General features: G+C 60.2%; 18 protein-coding genes and 1 tRNA gene. 5 read left to right on the forward strand and 14 right to left on the reverse strand.

Translation table 11 applies throughout. From position 1 onward, the window contains the following. The first annotated feature begins 169 nt into the window (after nucleotides 1–169). Nucleotides 170–895: a Crp/Fnr family transcriptional regulator gene (locus ACMYR2_RS11560; protein ID WP_347265216.1), complete on the forward strand. Its 726-nt coding sequence runs from the start codon at nucleotides 170–172 to the stop codon at nucleotides 893–895. 172 nt (nucleotides 896–1,067) lie between these two features. Further along, complete coding sequence (locus ACMYR2_RS11565) at nucleotides 1,068–1,913, forward strand: RNA methyltransferase (protein WP_347265215.1); 846 nt, start codon at nucleotides 1,068–1,070, stop codon at nucleotides 1,911–1,913. 63 nt (nucleotides 1,914–1,976) lie between these two features. Here ACMYR2_RS11565 and ACMYR2_RS11570 read toward each other — a convergent pair whose 3' ends face one another. Both ACMYR2_RS11570 and ACMYR2_RS11575 read right to left on the reverse strand, forming a co-directional pair. Further along, nucleotides 1,977–2,528, reverse strand: a complete 552-nt coding sequence (locus ACMYR2_RS11570) for a hypothetical protein (protein ID WP_347265214.1) — start codon at nucleotides 2,526–2,528, stop codon at nucleotides 1,977–1,979. Between the two features lie 42 nt (nucleotides 2,529–2,570). After that, nucleotides 2,571–3,017: a hypothetical protein gene (locus tag ACMYR2_RS11575; RefSeq protein WP_416192942.1), complete on the reverse strand. Its 447-nt coding sequence runs from the start codon at nucleotides 3,015–3,017 to the stop codon at nucleotides 2,571–2,573. A gap of 622 nt (nucleotides 3,018–3,639) precedes the next feature. On the opposite strand from ACMYR2_RS11575, the gene ACMYR2_RS11580 reads away from it, so the two are divergent. Both ACMYR2_RS11580 and ACMYR2_RS11585 read left to right on the forward strand, forming a co-directional pair. Further along, nucleotides 3,640–3,714: transfer RNA gene (locus tag ACMYR2_RS11580), tRNA-Thr, on the forward strand. Between the two features lie 142 nt (nucleotides 3,715–3,856). Further along, nucleotides 3,857–4,150: a hypothetical protein gene (locus ACMYR2_RS11585; protein WP_416192943.1), complete on the forward strand. Its 294-nt coding sequence runs from the start codon at nucleotides 3,857–3,859 to the stop codon at nucleotides 4,148–4,150. Between the two features lie 263 nt (nucleotides 4,151–4,413). Here ACMYR2_RS11585 and ACMYR2_RS11590 read toward each other — a convergent pair whose 3' ends face one another. The 7 genes from ACMYR2_RS11590 to ACMYR2_RS11620 all read right to left on the reverse strand — a co-directional run bounded on the left by ACMYR2_RS11590 (nucleotide 4,414) and on the right by ACMYR2_RS11620 (nucleotide 7,833). Further along, a complete protein-coding gene (locus ACMYR2_RS11590; RefSeq protein WP_416192944.1) occupies nucleotides 4,414–4,596 on the reverse strand; it encodes a hypothetical protein in 183 nt (60 codons plus the stop codon). Between the two features lie 155 nt (nucleotides 4,597–4,751). Continuing rightward, nucleotides 4,752–5,066, reverse strand: a complete 315-nt coding sequence (locus tag ACMYR2_RS11595; RefSeq protein WP_416192945.1) for a hypothetical protein — start codon at nucleotides 5,064–5,066, stop codon at nucleotides 4,752–4,754. 379 nt (nucleotides 5,067–5,445) lie between these two features. After that, a complete protein-coding gene (locus ACMYR2_RS11600) occupies nucleotides 5,446–5,754 on the reverse strand; it encodes a hypothetical protein (protein WP_416192946.1) in 309 nt (102 codons plus the stop codon). Further along, complete coding sequence (locus tag ACMYR2_RS11605; RefSeq protein ID WP_347265442.1) at nucleotides 5,738–6,172, reverse strand: hypothetical protein; 435 nt, start codon at nucleotides 6,170–6,172, stop codon at nucleotides 5,738–5,740. The genes ACMYR2_RS11600 and ACMYR2_RS11605 overlap by 17 nt, the downstream gene beginning before the upstream one ends. Beyond that, nucleotides 6,169–6,393 (reverse strand): hypothetical protein, encoded by a 225-nt coding sequence (locus tag ACMYR2_RS11610; protein ID WP_347265443.1) that lies wholly within the window; start codon nucleotides 6,391–6,393, stop codon nucleotides 6,169–6,171. Before ACMYR2_RS11610 ends, ACMYR2_RS11605 begins: the two co-directional genes overlap by 4 nt. Continuing rightward, nucleotides 6,374–6,712: a hypothetical protein gene (locus ACMYR2_RS11615; RefSeq protein WP_347265444.1), complete on the reverse strand. Its 339-nt coding sequence runs from the start codon at nucleotides 6,710–6,712 to the stop codon at nucleotides 6,374–6,376. The genes ACMYR2_RS11610 and ACMYR2_RS11615 overlap by 20 nt, the downstream gene beginning before the upstream one ends. Beyond that, nucleotides 6,712–7,833, reverse strand: a complete 1,122-nt coding sequence (locus tag ACMYR2_RS11620; RefSeq protein ID WP_347265445.1) for a M15 family metallopeptidase — start codon at nucleotides 7,831–7,833, stop codon at nucleotides 6,712–6,714. Before ACMYR2_RS11620 ends, ACMYR2_RS11615 begins: the two co-directional genes overlap by 1 nt. Nucleotides 7,834–8,049: 216 nt before the next feature. Here ACMYR2_RS11620 and ACMYR2_RS11625 point away from each other — a divergent pair, with 216 nt between their 5' ends. Next, on the forward strand, nucleotides 8,050–8,277 hold the full coding sequence (locus tag ACMYR2_RS11625; RefSeq protein ID WP_416194089.1) for a GCG_CRPN prefix-to-repeats domain-containing protein: 228 nt from the start codon (nucleotides 8,050–8,052) through the stop codon (nucleotides 8,275–8,277). Nucleotides 8,278–8,682: 405 nt separating this feature from the next. On the opposite strand, the gene ACMYR2_RS11630 is transcribed toward ACMYR2_RS11625, so the two are convergent. The 5 genes from ACMYR2_RS11630 to ACMYR2_RS11650 form a co-directional block, all read right to left on the reverse strand. Next, nucleotides 8,683–11,373, reverse strand: coding sequence for a hypothetical protein (locus ACMYR2_RS11630; protein ID WP_416192947.1), 2,691 nt, complete (start codon nucleotides 11,371–11,373; stop codon nucleotides 8,683–8,685). Between the two features lie 44 nt (nucleotides 11,374–11,417). Then, a complete protein-coding gene (locus tag ACMYR2_RS11635) occupies nucleotides 11,418–12,440 on the reverse strand; it encodes a hypothetical protein (RefSeq protein ID WP_416192948.1) in 1,023 nt (340 codons plus the stop codon). Between the two features lie 62 nt (nucleotides 12,441–12,502). Further along, complete coding sequence (locus ACMYR2_RS11640; protein ID WP_416192949.1) at nucleotides 12,503–14,095, reverse strand: phage tail protein; 1,593 nt, start codon at nucleotides 14,093–14,095, stop codon at nucleotides 12,503–12,505. Continuing rightward, the gene (locus ACMYR2_RS11645; RefSeq protein WP_416192950.1) at nucleotides 14,095–14,514 is read right to left on the reverse strand and encodes a DUF6950 family protein; all 420 of its coding nucleotides are present in this window, start codon (nucleotides 14,512–14,514) and stop codon (nucleotides 14,095–14,097) included. The genes ACMYR2_RS11640 and ACMYR2_RS11645 overlap by 1 nt, the downstream gene beginning before the upstream one ends. After that, nucleotides 14,511–15,125 (reverse strand): hypothetical protein, encoded by a 615-nt coding sequence (locus tag ACMYR2_RS11650; RefSeq protein ID WP_416192951.1) that lies wholly within the window; start codon nucleotides 15,123–15,125, stop codon nucleotides 14,511–14,513. Before ACMYR2_RS11650 ends, ACMYR2_RS11645 begins: the two co-directional genes overlap by 4 nt. Nucleotides 15,126–15,130: the final 5 nt, after the last annotated feature.

Raw genomic sequence — 15,130 nt, forward strand, 5'->3', positions numbered from 1 at the left:
TGGCGGCGACCCGACTGACGCCGGAGATTGCGGCGCGCAACAATTCCGGCCGACTTTGCGCGATCACAAAGACAGGACGGCTTGCGGGATGCAGGCTCCGCGCGAGGGAACCGCCGGTCCGTCGAAAAAGCGGTTTCCCGACATACGGTTAACTTCAAGCTGGAGCGATATGAACACGCCCCGGAAGGACATCCATAACTCCAATGTGCCGAAGCTCTGTGAGAGCTGTGAGGTGCGGCACAAGGGCATGTGCGGGGCGCTCAACGCCAATGAGCTAGTGGATTTCGCCAGGCATACGCGTGTCGTGAAGGTATCCGCCGGAGACGTTCTCCTGCAGGAGCAGGGATCGATCAGTTCCTATGCGAATGTCATGCGCGGCGTGCTGAAGCTGACCAAGACAATGGCCGATGGTCGCCAGCAAATCGTCGGACTTCAGTTCGCGCCCGATTTCGTCGGACGTCTTCATCAAGAAGAGAGCCCTGTCCGCGTCGAAGCCTGTTCAGGTGTGGAGGTCTGCAGCATAACCAGGGCCGCGCTGCGAAAGATGCTCGAAAAAAATCCGGCTCTCGAAACGAAACTGCTTCACCAGGCCCTGCGTGAGGTCGATCAGGGTCGCGAGTGGATGCTGGCGCTGGGACGAAAGACGGCGCGCGAAAAGGTGGCCAGCTTTCTCATGATGATGGTTCGGCAGATCGATCCGCTTTCAGGAGACAACGCCACTACGGCTTTCGATCTTCCGCTTACGCGCACGGAAATCGGCGACTTTCTTGGCCTGACGATTGGAACCGTTTCGCGCGAGCTCACGCGGTTACGGCGAACCGGAGTGATTCAGATTTCCTCGCACCGTCACATCGATGTTCTGAAGCTCGAAGCGCTCCGCCAATGCGCCGGCTAAGCGAAAATAGATCTCAAACAGGCGAGTGACGGATGGCGACGCATATCCGGTTATGATAGCCGTCTGGAGATCAGACGCCTCATAGCTTGGCTGGTTTCCCTGCCTCCCCGCTATTCCAGATCTCCAGGTTTACGATTCTCGATAGATTCCGCACCGTCCGAGACACGCCTACATGAGCGATCGTGATCGAGAGCCGCGATTCCGGCGGGGCTCACCCCCGCGGAGCGACACCAAGAATACCAAAGGCCGGAACCGTCCGCCAAAGCATGGTTCGGCGCGAAAGAGCCGCGAGACCGGCGCCGATGGTCCGGCGGTGCTTTATGGCTGGCATACGGTGACTGCCGCGCTGGCCAATCCTCGGCGCCGCATCCGAAAGCTGCTCGTCACGGAAAACGCCGCGCGACGGCTTACGCATGAAAATATCACCACCCCGATCCCGCCTGAGATCGTCCGCCCGAGCGCGATCGACCAGCGACTGGGCCCTGACGCGGTTCATCAGGGACTGCTCGCCGAAGCCGACCCCCTGCCCTCGCCTGATATCGAGACATTAACGCAGGAGGGCATCGTGCTGGTGCTCGACCAGATCACGGATCCGCACAATGTCGGCGCGATCATGCGATCGGCCGCGGCTTTTGCGGTGAAGGCAATCGTCACCACGGCGCGCCACAGTCCAGAGGCTACCGGCGTTCTGGCGAAGTCCGCCTCCGGCGCGCTGGAGATCGTGCCGCTGGTGCTGGTGCAGAATCTGGCGCGCGCGCTGGCCGGGCTGAACGATCGCGGCTTCATGACCGTCGGCCTCGACAGCGCCGGCAGCGAAAATCTCGCCGCCATCCAGTTGCGGCAGCCATTGGCTTTGGTGCTGGGCGCCGAAGGAAAAGGTCTGCGGCAATTGACGCGCGACACATGCAGCGCGGTCGCGCGCCTCGACATGCCCGGCGACATCAAGAGCCTGAACGTCTCGAATGCCGCGGTGCTGGCGCTTTATATCGGCGCCAGCCGTCTCGGCCTCATGCACTGACGGAGCGACGCCCGACCGCATCGGACATTGCGGGCAGGCGTTTGATCCATCAGGCGCGCCGGGTCAGTCGTAACGATACTGCACAGCATGACGGTCGACATGATGATGACCCGATCCGTAGATCACCCGTGGAAGAGCGGCGCGATGGCCATCCGGTGAAGCATGGCCGTAACGCAGATGACGGCGACCATGCGGGTGGCCGTCATGCCGGTTCCGATTCCAGCGATAGCTGTATACGACCGGTCCGGCCGCCGGCGCGCCATCATAGTAGTGGTGCATGGCGTGGGCGTAACGGCCGCCGTCGTAGGGATAATAGTAGGGACGGCTGTAGGCGTTCCATCCGGCGACGGCGCTTTCCTGATAGGTCGGCACCGGCGCGAAGTTGCCTGGACCACTAAAGGCCGGCCCCTGATTGACATAAAAGTATTGCGTCGGAGACGGCAGGTGCTCATAGCCTGCGAATCCGTAGCCGGGACCATAACCCCATGCGCAGGAGCCATACGAGAGGCATGAAGCGCATCCGCCCGTGTACCACCCTCCGCAAGCCATCGCGGGCATAACGCTTGCGGCGACCATGGCCGCGACCGCGACCATTCCGGAAACCATCTGACGCATCACTCTCTCCTGCTGTTTTTTGTTCGATTTCGGCCTTGGATCTCAACGAAAGCCTGGCGGCGAACCCGATGGCCCGATCCGGGGCGCGAGGATCACCGGAGGCGGCATCTGCGGGATGTCGGATTGCGCGGGCGTCGGAGCGGAACGGGCCGACCACGACTGATGAAAGCTTTCCGCGTGCCGCGGCAGCCTGCGATTGGGCGGCGGCTCTATTTCGAGGCGGCCGTAACCGGGGGTGCGGCCAAGACTCGGATAGTAGTGACCGACATACGGCTCGTAATCGACGTAGCGTCCGCCATACACCGTGGGCCGCGGTTGCATCCTCCTGCCAAGCCCCCAGTCGCCTTCGACGACGGCATAGGATGCATCGACACCGTTGATGATGATGGGAATACCTGGACGTCCGGGAATCACAATCTCCGGACCGCTGCCGGCCAGAGCCGTCAACGAGGTCCCGATCAGAACAGCCAGCACTAGTCCGATACGCATCACTGGATTCCCGGTTTAGGGCAAATCCTAATCGAACCGATGCCGGCAAGAGTTAAGGCTGCCACCGAAACTTCCGGTAAGCCTAACGTGCCGGGATGCTCGGGGGTTCAAATGCGAACGATCCTGCTGTCGAATCGTTAACGCGGGATCCAGCGATATTGACGGACCCCAAGCATTGACGATACCCACATGCCGCCATAAGCAGGCTTCAGGTACGCAGAGGCGTGCGGGAGCTTACGCCGCTGTTGTCCACCCGTGTTTTGGTTTATCATCTTGTCGTGGAGCATGATCCCGACCGGAAGGGCCGCGCCAGCGCAAACTGGAAACCGGTTTCGGAAAAGATCATGCTCAAACAGAAAGACAAGCGACGAGTCTGATTCAACGCTTTTGAATCGGATTCAACGCTTTCCCGGCGAAGTTGATGACCGGTTCGCCGCAAGAAAACGCGACCCGACAACAATTTCGGGAGCATGGTTCGATTCAACTTGATCGGATCATGTTCAAGAGCGAGACGAGGCAAAGTGTGGCGCGGTCCTCTGCCCGCACCCCGCTTCTAGAGAATACTGAAGTCGATCACGTTCATGATTCTGAATCGATTCGATCCAGAACCATCGTGATTCAGGCCGGCGTAGCACAGCGGTAGTGCAGCGGTTTTGTAAACCGAAGGTCGGGAGTTCGATCCTCTCCGCCGGCACCAAGAAACCCGCTTTAATATTGGACTTTTCTCGCTTTAACCGCACGGCAAGCCCGGCCGGAACGGCGAACAAATGCGGTTTTGCCAGCCTCAAAAACAGGATCATCTGTTCCCGCCCCGTTCACCCCTCGCAGGGAGAGGCGGCATGAGCGATCAGACCTTTGCCGACAAGCTGAACGCTCTGATCTCGCTTGAGATGTCGCGCGGCACCATTCACGACCCGGACGCCATGTCGAGCGTCCTAGAATCTCTGGCGTCGGCGCTCGGATTTTCCGCCGCGCTTGCCGCCGCTGGCGATCCTGGCAAGGTCGCACACCTTCTCGAAGGCATGACCTCATATGTCTACGAAGTGGCCTCCGAACGCGCCCCTCTCGCCAAGATGATTGTGACGGCGAAGGCTATGAGCCGCCCCTCCCCTCCCCGTGAAGGAGGGCGGTGAGGATGGCGTGTAATTGCTTAGAATGCCGCTTGCGCGCCGCGCTCTCTGGCCAAGGAAAGCCAGAGCAGCCATTCGATGTCGATGTAGGGGAAGCTATTACCGCGATGGGGAATGTGATGTCGGAACTTCTAGCGCACGTCCCCAGCAAGTCAGCGAAACGGTTTTCGGCAGAGCTGATGGTTGCTCGCAAGAAATGGTTAGATCACCCGAGAGTCGCAACGCAGCACCCAAAGGGGTCAGCCTGACACCGCCTCCGGTTCGGACTAGGATGAATCTGCCCCGCACATCACCACCCACCCGAGCAGCATCAGCGTGACGCCTGCCCCAAGCACCCTGCCCGCCAGATCGCTCCCGCTGTCGCAGAGGCGCATCCAGCCAGCGATGAGGATCAGAACGAACCCGAAGCTGAACAGCAGAGAGCCGATGGGAGCGAGGATAGATTGCATCAGGGATTCCATTCCTGCGCGCGGCGTGGTAGTGTGACTTGGCTTGCTGCGGCGCTTTTATCCGCTTGCGCTATGCGGTGATGTCAGCACCGTCTGGTACGACCCCGTCACTGAGCGGTCCACGGGCAACGTCACAATCCGGACAGCAAGCGCCCTCACCCCCTCGGATCAACGATCGTGAACCCCGCGATCGAGCGCGGATGGATGCGGGTCTTGCCCCGCCCCGAATTCGCATCCCAAACCAGCCAGACCCTGCCGTGCAGGTGCCGCTTGAGCACGAACACATGGTGACGGCGCGCTGCGACCATGCCGGGTGCTGGAGCGGCTCTTGGGAAGCGCAGCCAGTTCGCCGCGAGGTTCAATCGCGGGATGATCCGGCCGAAGATGTGAAGCGAGGCCCCGCAGCCGCAGTACCGGCGCGGGCAGCCAGCCGGGCGACCGCCGACAATGCGAACAGCGCCGGTCGCCATGACGCGGTGAAGGCCGGGGCTTACTCGGCGCCACCGGCCCGGACCTCTAAACCGCTGATTTTGTTGCGAAGTCGGAATTCCGACTTCGCTTTTCTCCATGTTTCGGCGCCGCCGGCCGAGAGGGATCGGTTTAATTACGGGATTTTCCCGTAATAAGCGGGATTGTTGAGATATATCAATATGGTGCCGGTGACGATCCCTCGGTCTCGCATCGGCGCTCGACGCAAGCAGGACAGCGCAGAACGCCGCCAGAATGACGGTTTGTCGCATGGTGTCTCCGGTTGAGATTTTCGGGTATGATCGAAGCGCCGGTAGGTTCCGCTGACCGGCGCGGGACTGCTGGTCCGTTCGCCCCAAACGTTCGGATCGGCAGCCCCGCTCACCGCAGCCGCGATTCATTCCGGATCAGCTCGAGCGCGGATTTGCACGCCAGCAGCGCGTCCCGGCACTCCTTGAGTAGATCGTTGGCGCGGCGGCTTTCTTCAGCGATGTCGTGCACCGCCTCCATCATGTCGTGGAGCGGCCCCATCATCAGCCATTGCGGGATCGGATCAGGAGCCCGGCCTTTGTCCTTCGACGCCTTAAAGATCATGTAGACGCCGCCGAGCAGGATCAGGATTGCGACGGCGGCCTGGATGATCGGGAATTGCCCGAGCGCTCCGAACGCCTTTTCAGACGCCCCTTCCATAATGGTCCCTCATCGCCAAGGCCCGGTAGACCGACAACAATTCAACGCAGGTGAAGACCAGGCAGAACGGCGCGTTGAGCGACGTGAGCTTTTCGGCAGGAAGAACGATCAGGCTCAGGAACATCTGCGACCACAGAAGCGCCCCGGCGAGAGCACCGATTGACCGGATCCATGGCCCATATTTCGGCCAGTGCCCGTTTGCGATCAACGCGGCCATCCGGATGGCGCCACCCAGAATGAAACCGGCCGCAACCATGTCGCCGGAGACGTAGACCAGCAGCAGGTCCAACGCATGATAATCGGTCGGGACCGGCGCGGCGATGATCTGCACGCCGATGCCGAGCATGACGCACGCCGCCGCGACCTCGGAAATGCGGTTGTTAAAGTGCAGCAAGATGCCGCGGAGGGAGCAGGTCATCGCTGTTTCCCGTAGGCTTCGCGCACCCCGCCGTACCACTTCCTGAAATTCAGGATCGTGGTGTTGGCGCGCTTTCGGCCGGCGCGTTCTCGAGCAGCGACGGCGATGGCGCTCTCGCCCGCCTTCGGATCAGGGACGCTGGCCGTCTTTGCAAAAGCAGGCATCGCAGGGAGATTGCGCGCCAGCGGCTCGATGCCACGACTAGCGCAGCCGCCGAGCATCAGGCTCGCTGAGAAGGCACTGATCAGCAACAGGACGCCTCGCGAGTTCGGCTTCGAGTTTTTCTTGAACTTCACGGTCTACCCTTTCCTGTTCGGACTGTTCTGCTGAAATGGTATCGTCGAGCTTCTGCTGAAGCTGGCCGATCGCGATGTCGCGCTGCATGATTTCGACGGCACGTTGATGGGCGGCCGCCTCGCACCTGCGGCGCTCGGAATTGACGCCGGACTGCCTGATACCGACGACAGCGGCCAGCACCAGGCCGCCGATGATCAGGTATCGGCCCATGGTCGACGCAAAGAATGCAAGGATGGCTGCCATCAGTTCAGCCTCCCCGTTCGCTTGGCGTCGACGATGCTTTCGGTCGCCTTGTTGGCGCTGAGATAGATCAGCAGCGCGACGCCAGCGATGCCGACGAACCAGAGCCAGCCGGGCACGTCACGAAACCAGGTCGTGAACGGCTGCACGTATTCGCGGGCGGCGTGAAATTGCTCGGCCAGCCCTTGAAAGAGCGCTGCGATCATGGCTCCGAAGCCGACGACCTTCGCCCAGAACCGTTGCCACAGCGTCTGCTTGACGGCTGGCACCGCGGGCGCGATGTCGTTCGCGGTAATTTTGATACGGTCGACGTCGACCGGCCGATACCATCCATCGGCGATGCTCTGGTCGATCGACGCAATCAAAGCCGCATCAATGACAGGCGCACCGGGCAGCACCTTGTCGTTCTTATAGGCGGCGATGGCGGCGGCCGTCTTGCTGCCCCAGATACCGTCGATGCCGCCCACCTCGTGATAGCCGAGCCTGTCCAGCTTGCGCTGCACCGTCTCGATGTTGATCGACGCCGCTGCCGGCACGGGCCTGAGCGGGCTGTCCTCGAGCTCGTCGGCCGGCGCATCCGGCTCGGTCTCGTCAAAAAACTTCACCGGCTCACGCCAGGCTGGCGGAGGCGGCGACTGTGGCTGGCGGCCGCCGTTGTCGACGAACTCGAAATGCATCCAGTCCGGGCGACCTCGGTACCAGCCGCCCCACATCGCCCCTTGCCGGCAGAAGGCATCGACCACGAACTGCGGCATGGTGCCCTTCTTCACACCGAGCGCATTCTCGCCGGCGTTCAGGTCGATCGCGGCAGCATAGGCATGGTTCGACCACTTCGTCTTTGAACCGCGCACCTTGCGGTGATTGTAGGCACCGGCGTAGCGGGACACGCCGGCCGCGTCGATCCTGGCCTGATCGTGCTGGCAGTAGTCCCAGATTTCGTTCAGCGCCGCGAGCAGAGCGGGAGCTGCCTTGCGGTGAAACTGGATCGCCTTGACCCGCTTGCCCTCGTAATACATCGCAAACGGCGGCACGACGGGCACCATCTGCGGACCAATCTGCCCCCTGCCCGGATCGCCATAGAACGCGTTCCGCGCAGCTTGATTGTCCTTCGGCCATTTGGTCATAGGTTCTCGTCCTCGGAAAAGAGGTTGGTTGGGCTCAGGTTTGAGTGGATTGCGGGCGCGCTTACGCGGCGCTCGTCAAAAGTGTGCCAAAAACATGGCGCATTTCGTCATCTTGCGTTCAGCGCGGGCGCGGCTAAAACGATCTCCTACCGAAATGGAAAGGAGGAAAACATGAAGCTGCTTGCATCAATCCTTCTTGCCGCGGGTACCGTCGCAATGACATCTGCGGCACAGGCGCTGCCAATTCCCCCAGCGCCGAGCGTTCCCGGCGCCATCACCCAGATCGGCTGGGCTTGTGGCCCGGGATGGCATCTCAACCCATGGGGAAATTGCGTGCCGAACCGGCGCTTCTATCGACCGTATCGCTATTGGGGCCCGCCTCGCTTCTATGGGCCGCCACGACCTTATTGGCGTCCATGGCGTCGCCCGGTTTATTGGTGGTAACCAGTGGAGCCCGGCCTTTTGGTCGGGCTTTTTTTCTGAAGTCAGCCGCACGCCAGCGCCCCCGGAATCGAGGTTGGGCATTGGTGGGTCCTTTGGGTTTACTCGGAGAGGTTGCGGAGGTAGGAATCCCTAACCGCAGTCATTGAAGACTGCACTTCGCGCGAATTACTTTTCATGGGGGGTGATATGGCTATCCTGGCAATCATTGCTTGCACGCTAATCGGCGCATGGACGGGACTTCTCGTGTCGCGTCCTTACATCGAATCTCGCTCGATGATTCTTCGAACATCCCGCGATGACGATAGCCTTGGCTCCTACGTATCCGAGACAGAGACGATATTTTTGATCGTCGGCTCCGTCATCGGCGCGGGCGGGGCTGGTGCGGTCACGTTGACGACATAGGCGTCATTGGCACAGCCTCAACGTCAACTCGTAATCGAGACTCACAATCGGGCTATCACGACCGCCGGCACCTATGGTCGCGGCGAACTGGATATACGCATCTGCGCCGTGCGCGCCGGTTATCGAGCTTAAGCTAAGAGTGACGCTCTCGTTTGCTTGGCCGGACAAACCGCTGGTGTAAACTGGCGTAGTTGGCATGACGACACCAGTGCCGCCATTCTCAAAAGCGAAATTGTAGTGCTTTTCGATCGTTGAGAAAAATCCGGAGTTTTGGTGGATCAGGGTGGCGAAAAGTTTAACCACGCCGACGATAACCGTCGCCTGATCTGTCCCAGCGAAGGCGTTTAGGTGAATTCTCACAGTTGCCCCAGAATCTCCGGGGAGGCCACTCTCGATCGGCCCGTAGCACTTTAGAAATCCTCCGCTTTGATCGACAATGTAGGCGTGTGGGTCGATGTGATAGACGGATGACACTTTATTCGCCGCCAGCAACGGCGGAACGTGAACCCGCACCTGGTTACGCACGTAATTACCTGCGTTGATTCCGGCCGGTGCTTTCAAATCACCGATTCTGTTACCAGGGCCAAAGATCAGATTTTCAATCATGTTGGCCGGAGAAGCCGACGCGCCGATGCTTGGGATCGTCAGCCGTGAGAAAGTCACGTTGCGGCCCTTCCTAACCTCAAGCGCGGGCTTCACAACTCTGCCGGGGATGTCAAACACGACGTTATCAAAGTAGGCGTCGGCATCCTCGTACATGTACTCGTAGCCAGCAGCTACGGCATCGCTCTGGAACTGCGCAAGCTCATCAGCGTCGGTTGCCGCCGACTGAATATAGCCGTTGGACCAGCCGCCACCGAACCCGCGCCAGTTGCTAAGGCCGGTATTCTTTCTGACGTTGAAATTTTCCGCGAAGCAGCGAAACGACGGGTGCCGGTTGAGGGCTTGAAAACTATCGCTGTCGTCAAGACCGATCAGGCGATAGTCCGACGCCCAATCGCCAAGATCGGCGTGGCTATGATGACAATAGCGCGCTCGGGTGTTGGTTTCCGCCCCGAGGCGGGTGCCTCCGTAGACACCAATCGGGTAGCTCATCGCCTTGTAATAGGCATTGGTCACTGTCCACTGCCAGCACTTCCAAAGCTGGATACCCACACGGTAGATATTGCTGGCACGGTCGAAAGGCATTTGGCCTTTGATCGTGGGACTAACAATCTCAACGTCGTGCAGCGCCTCAAGATGGATCATGATCTGCGGCGTCGCATCAGACATCATTTCTAGGTTCGGGCGCAATAGTGTGACTTTATGCGGCCGGTAGATGTCGCAGGTGATTCCCGCGTCGCTTGTGTCATAACGGAAGTTGATCCCCTGGTCCAACGTTAGAGTATCAGTGCCTGCATCCACGCCAGCTATGCGGACAACGTCCTTCTTGGTGTCAGACCAATCTGTCGAAGGCGCGACCGTGGTGTTGACGTAAAGCAGGTCTCCGGGTGCGATACCGGCGCTATCGGAGATAATCCAATCCGTGCTGTAGCGAAGGTGGAAGGTTTGAGGCAGTAGCCCGGTCGCAACGGTCTCGCCTTTCAGCCATAGCGTTGCATCGTCAAAGCGCACGAGTTGACCGTTGAAATCGATAACTTTGTCGCTCGTCAAAGTCTTGGTGACATCGGTCTCGAAATCATAACCGTCTGATTTCTCCGGGAAGAATATATAGTCGGCAACATCAAGCGCATCACCGACATAAGCCGCCACGTCTCCGGTCGTGTAGCCCAACATCTGCGGCGCGACCCTCGTCTCCGCGATCTCCCACCACGCGCCATCCCCCGACTGAAACTTTCCCGCATGACCAGGCTCGCTCACAGCCTTCTTATAAAGCGCCTGCCCGCCATCGCCGATGGCAGCAAAGCCCGAAACGATCAGATAGGATCGAGCGGAAGGAATCGTCGCGACCTGTGCAAGCGCACGCGTTGCAGAGGTCGGCACATCTCCGGCGCCTTCGACTGCAGCCTGATCAGCCGCAGCAATGGCTATATCCCGAGCGTCGAATGTCGCATCACGCGCGGTTTCCGTGTCATCCAAGAGGCTTTCTGCCTCCGAAATGATCGAAGCGCTTGCCAAATCCGAGAGCAGGCGAAACGTGCCGTCGCCTGACAGGAACCCGAGGATGGTTGAACCTCCGACCAAGCCACTAGGGGGCACGTCGCCACCCGAAATCGTTTTTATGGGGACCGGACTATTTCCGTTAAATGCGACCGTCACAGGCGAACCTGTATTTGTTGATGCGATACTCAAGCGCACGATGCTCGAAGTCGTAACCGGCAAAGAGCTTGTCGCGACGATCGCATCAGCAGAGCCATCGCCAGTGTCGGTTGCCGTGATGAGTGGCATTGGCAAATCGGCCAGACGGGTCCACGACCCAGACCCTGAACCTCCGACCTTCCGATAGATGCCATTGTCGTAGACATCTGTGTCACGGATGACCCATGCCATCGTGTTCGCATCGGGAGTCAGATCAACCCTCAACTCGTCCCATGTCGAATAGACCTTTCCACCCGTTGCAAAGACCGCATCTATGACGGACTCGTAGCCGGTCAAAAGCTTGCGAATCTCACGCTTGTTCGGTTTGTGCGCGCCGCTCGATGGCACTCCGTTCGTTGCATAATCGCGATAAACTTCGTCAGCCGTCAGAGTCATGAGTTGGGGCCTTGATTGTGAGAGGAATTGAATACGGAGCCGCGCTACGCGCCGACCCGGAAACCCATGAAGGATGAATAGCCAGACCCGCGAAGCGGGCGCGTTGAACCATTTTCATGGTAAGCGTAGATTTCGAGGTAGTCGGTGCTGCCGTTCATGGCGATCATTTGGCTTATGTCGACGACATCGCTTGCCCCGCCCGCAAAAGTGCTGTTGCCATACACCGCACCACCATTGCGGTAGATAAACACTTGAATATTGTTGCCAGATGTCATCGGACTGCCGCCCGTGCCATAAACGAGTCTCGCGTGAACGTAGTACGTTCCGGCTACGGTTGGCTGGAAACGGTAGTTCGTGCTGCTATCGAAATTCGAGTTGCTGTCAGCGATCTCGGTATCCCACGCAACTTTAGTTAGGACTGCGGTGTCGATATTTTGATCTGCGCTACATCTAACGGCGAATGCAGGGATGGCGACGACGCCAGTCCCACCATTAGCAACCGGCAACGTCCCTGAGACCTCCGATGTAAGGTCAACCGTTGCGGCGCCGTCCTTCAGGGATCCGCCGTCTGTCCCGTCCCATCGCGCGAAGCCGCTATCTGTCGACGATACAGGTCCTTCGATGCCGCCACCCCCACCGGCCGGCGTCTGCCACGACCCGTCGCCACGGAGATAGGTGGATGACGAAGGTGTTCCGGTTGCATCGATGTCGGCGATCCCGACATCATCCTTCGCTGCCATCGCGCCGAGCGTCGGTGTGCCGCTCAGGTCGCCGTAATTTCCGGACGTGGCGACGGCCGCGAGAGCCGACGTATCCGCCTTGCCTGATAGGCTGCCGGATAGCGCGTCAGTCGCCGCCTTGACCGCCTTCTGCGTCGGAATGCGTGTGTCGCTATTCGCAGCGAAAGTGCTGTCAGCGTCGACAACATTCGCCGCGAACATCGCCGTCGTCAGACCGCTGATCGTGTTGTTGGCGGCGTTGATGGTCTTGTTGGTGAGCGTCTGCGCGAGCGATGCGAGATACGTCGCAATCGACGATGCCAGAATGCCGAAGTTGCTGCCGCCCACGGCAGCGGCGAACTTCTCGGTTCCGTTGACGACTCTATCAGGGTCTTCCGATATCTTCCCGGTCATGCGTCTTCTCTTATGTAAAGCGATCCATCCTCGCGGAACACGCTCGATCCGTCTTCGCGTTTGATGCTCGGCGGGATGACGGGCGTTTCGCCACCGGCATCCGGGTCGTAGGGTGCAAGAATCTCAGGGAATACGAGGATGAACGTGAACGTGATCCGGCCGGCCATCAGATCGATGTCGGCGTCCTGAATTTCGATGACCGAATCCTGAAGCCCGGAAACGTAGGGATACTGGACCCTGACCCATCGCTCGCCGAGCGCGGCAAGGCCGTAAAGTTTTGTTGTGATGGTCCCGCTCAACGGCGCATTGAGGCGCTTCATCGCCCGCTCAGCCAGACGGCGCGCTTGCGTCTCGGTCTGCGTCCATTTCAGGTCAAGGGACTGAGATCGCGTCACACCGGTAAGTGATATCGACTCTTCATCCCGATATGGCTCGGCCTGAACCTCGACATAGCCCGAATTCGGATCGGTGTAGGATATGTTGAGTTGGTTGACGGTCTGCTCGTCCGCCTGCCCGTAATTGATGTTGAAATCGATGACGTGATTGGCTGCTATGGTGACAGTCGGCTCGCGATACACCCCGACCTTGAGCGCGAGCGAGCCGTCACCGGCTTCCGCCAGCCACCCGTCGCAGGTCGCCAAAATCGAATTGACGACATCCTCGGGCTTGTTGTCGAATTGATACCAACCATTCGACGTATAACGCGGCTCGGTGTCGCCCGGCGTGGCGACGCGCTCATCGCAAAGATCGGCCTCGTGCATCCATAGAGCGAGATGCGCCGGCGTCGGAAACAGGATGTCGAAATCCAGCCCCATGCAGCCATCGACCTGGGTGAGATAGTCGAGAAGTTGCAGGACCGGGTTGTAGGAAATCTTCCACGTCGAGGAATCCAGCCGGCTTTGCGTCGGGTCGCGAGGGTCCCATACCGGCGAGCAGTCGAGCACCAGAGAGAGGGCGGGAAGCCCGCGCGGATAGATCTCGGTGTAGTCTTCCGGCTTGATTTCCTGACCTTGGCAATAAAGGGATGCCCAGAAGATGCCGATTCCGAAATGCGTTGCGGGGTCCCATATGCCGCCGCTTGGCCCGACACCGAAGAAGCTTTGAGTTGACCCGTCGCCGTAGCCGAAGTGAACCCTGACGTTGCCGACCGGGCCGTATCGACCGTCATCAGCGAAGGCCGGGCGTATCGCGTCGGTTGCGCCGTGGTCGAACACCACCAGATCGTCGTGCAGGTACATGTTCACGACGGCGGCGACGCGGCCGGAATGGACCGCCATGACATCGTAGGAGTTCTTCTCCGATTCCTCGAACAGCATGTAGTAGCCAGCGAGCCGGTTGCGGCCATAGCCCCGGATGCGCGGCGGGATTCCCTGCTTAAGCGGGTGAGACCCGTTCTCCGGCTTCGGCACATCCGGCCGCAGCGCGTAGTTCAGCCCGATCGAGGTGCCGAGGATAGCCGCAGTGCCGACCGCGGTCGCAAGGCTCACGCCGAGAAATGACGCACCGCTGATCGCTGAGCCGAAACCTATCCCCGTGATCGCCCCCGGCGCGACGCTCGCGATCAGTATGGTCCCGATCGTCTCCGCCATCAGAACGTCCACGCCCGCAGCATCGGGAGCCTGTCGTCGCTGTCCATCACCAAACCCATGTCCGACGTGACGACGGCATGGCAGCGCGGGGCGGCGCAGATCGCACCGGTCGGCCTTCGCCGTATCTCGCCGCCTACCGAGTAAGGCGCGTCGACGGCGACGATATCGCCGGCGATAGGCGCCACGGTCGGCCGCATCCCGACCGCGGTCAGACGCGAATGACAGGATTCGAGGAATCCGCCCTCGCGAGCGACGATGCGCCGAAGCTCCTGCTCCGAAGAATAGGTGCCCCTGACATCGGAGATCGGATCGCGCCCGCACACATTGACAACCCAATCCGCCATGAAGGTCGAGCAATCCCACGTCCCCGGTGACCAGCGCTTGCGAAGAATGGAGGCGAAGTAATCCGTGAGCGTCATGCTGACAGCCGCGGCCACGTCTTGTTGAACCCGTTAGCGTAGAGCGGCGTGCGCTCGCAGAAATAATCGGTCGGATATCTGGCTCGCTGGTCTTGGTTCGTGAAATAGGCCAGCCCCGGCCGCCGGCGACCGGTCATAAGTGTCCCCGCAGAAAGCGTGACGGTCCTGACGGTCAACTGCCCAACCTCGGTCGGCGCCACCTGTTGAATCGCGAGGTAGTCGGCGGTGTAGTTCTGAATCCATTTGATCGGGCCCAGCAGCGACCAGTTATCGTCCATCACGGCGAAGCCGACAGAAACACGCTTCCCCTTGACCTGCTGTGCATCGCCGCCAGATGCGATTTGAAGGATGTCTCCGGTCACGCCGCTGATGGTGAACTCCACCCGCTGCGCCGCGCCGTTGACCATCTGCTTGAGGGCGGGGACGCTGCCGACCTCGCCAAAGCCGTTATACTTTGCGCCCGTACCGTCAAGCACGTCGGGCTGCGTCGTCTCGAAAGGCCCGACGCCCAGCCAGAGCCTGACGACTGGATCCGTTTCCAGGCGGAAAAACACGCCGATGCGCGCGGAATTCCTGGCCAGCGCGGCCAGTTCATCTTGCGAAAGATTCATGACAG

This window comes from Nitrobacter sp. TKz-YC01 (genome assembly GCF_047824785.1).
In the GTDB taxonomy this organism is placed as follows: domain Bacteria; phylum Pseudomonadota; class Alphaproteobacteria; order Rhizobiales; family Xanthobacteraceae; genus Nitrobacter.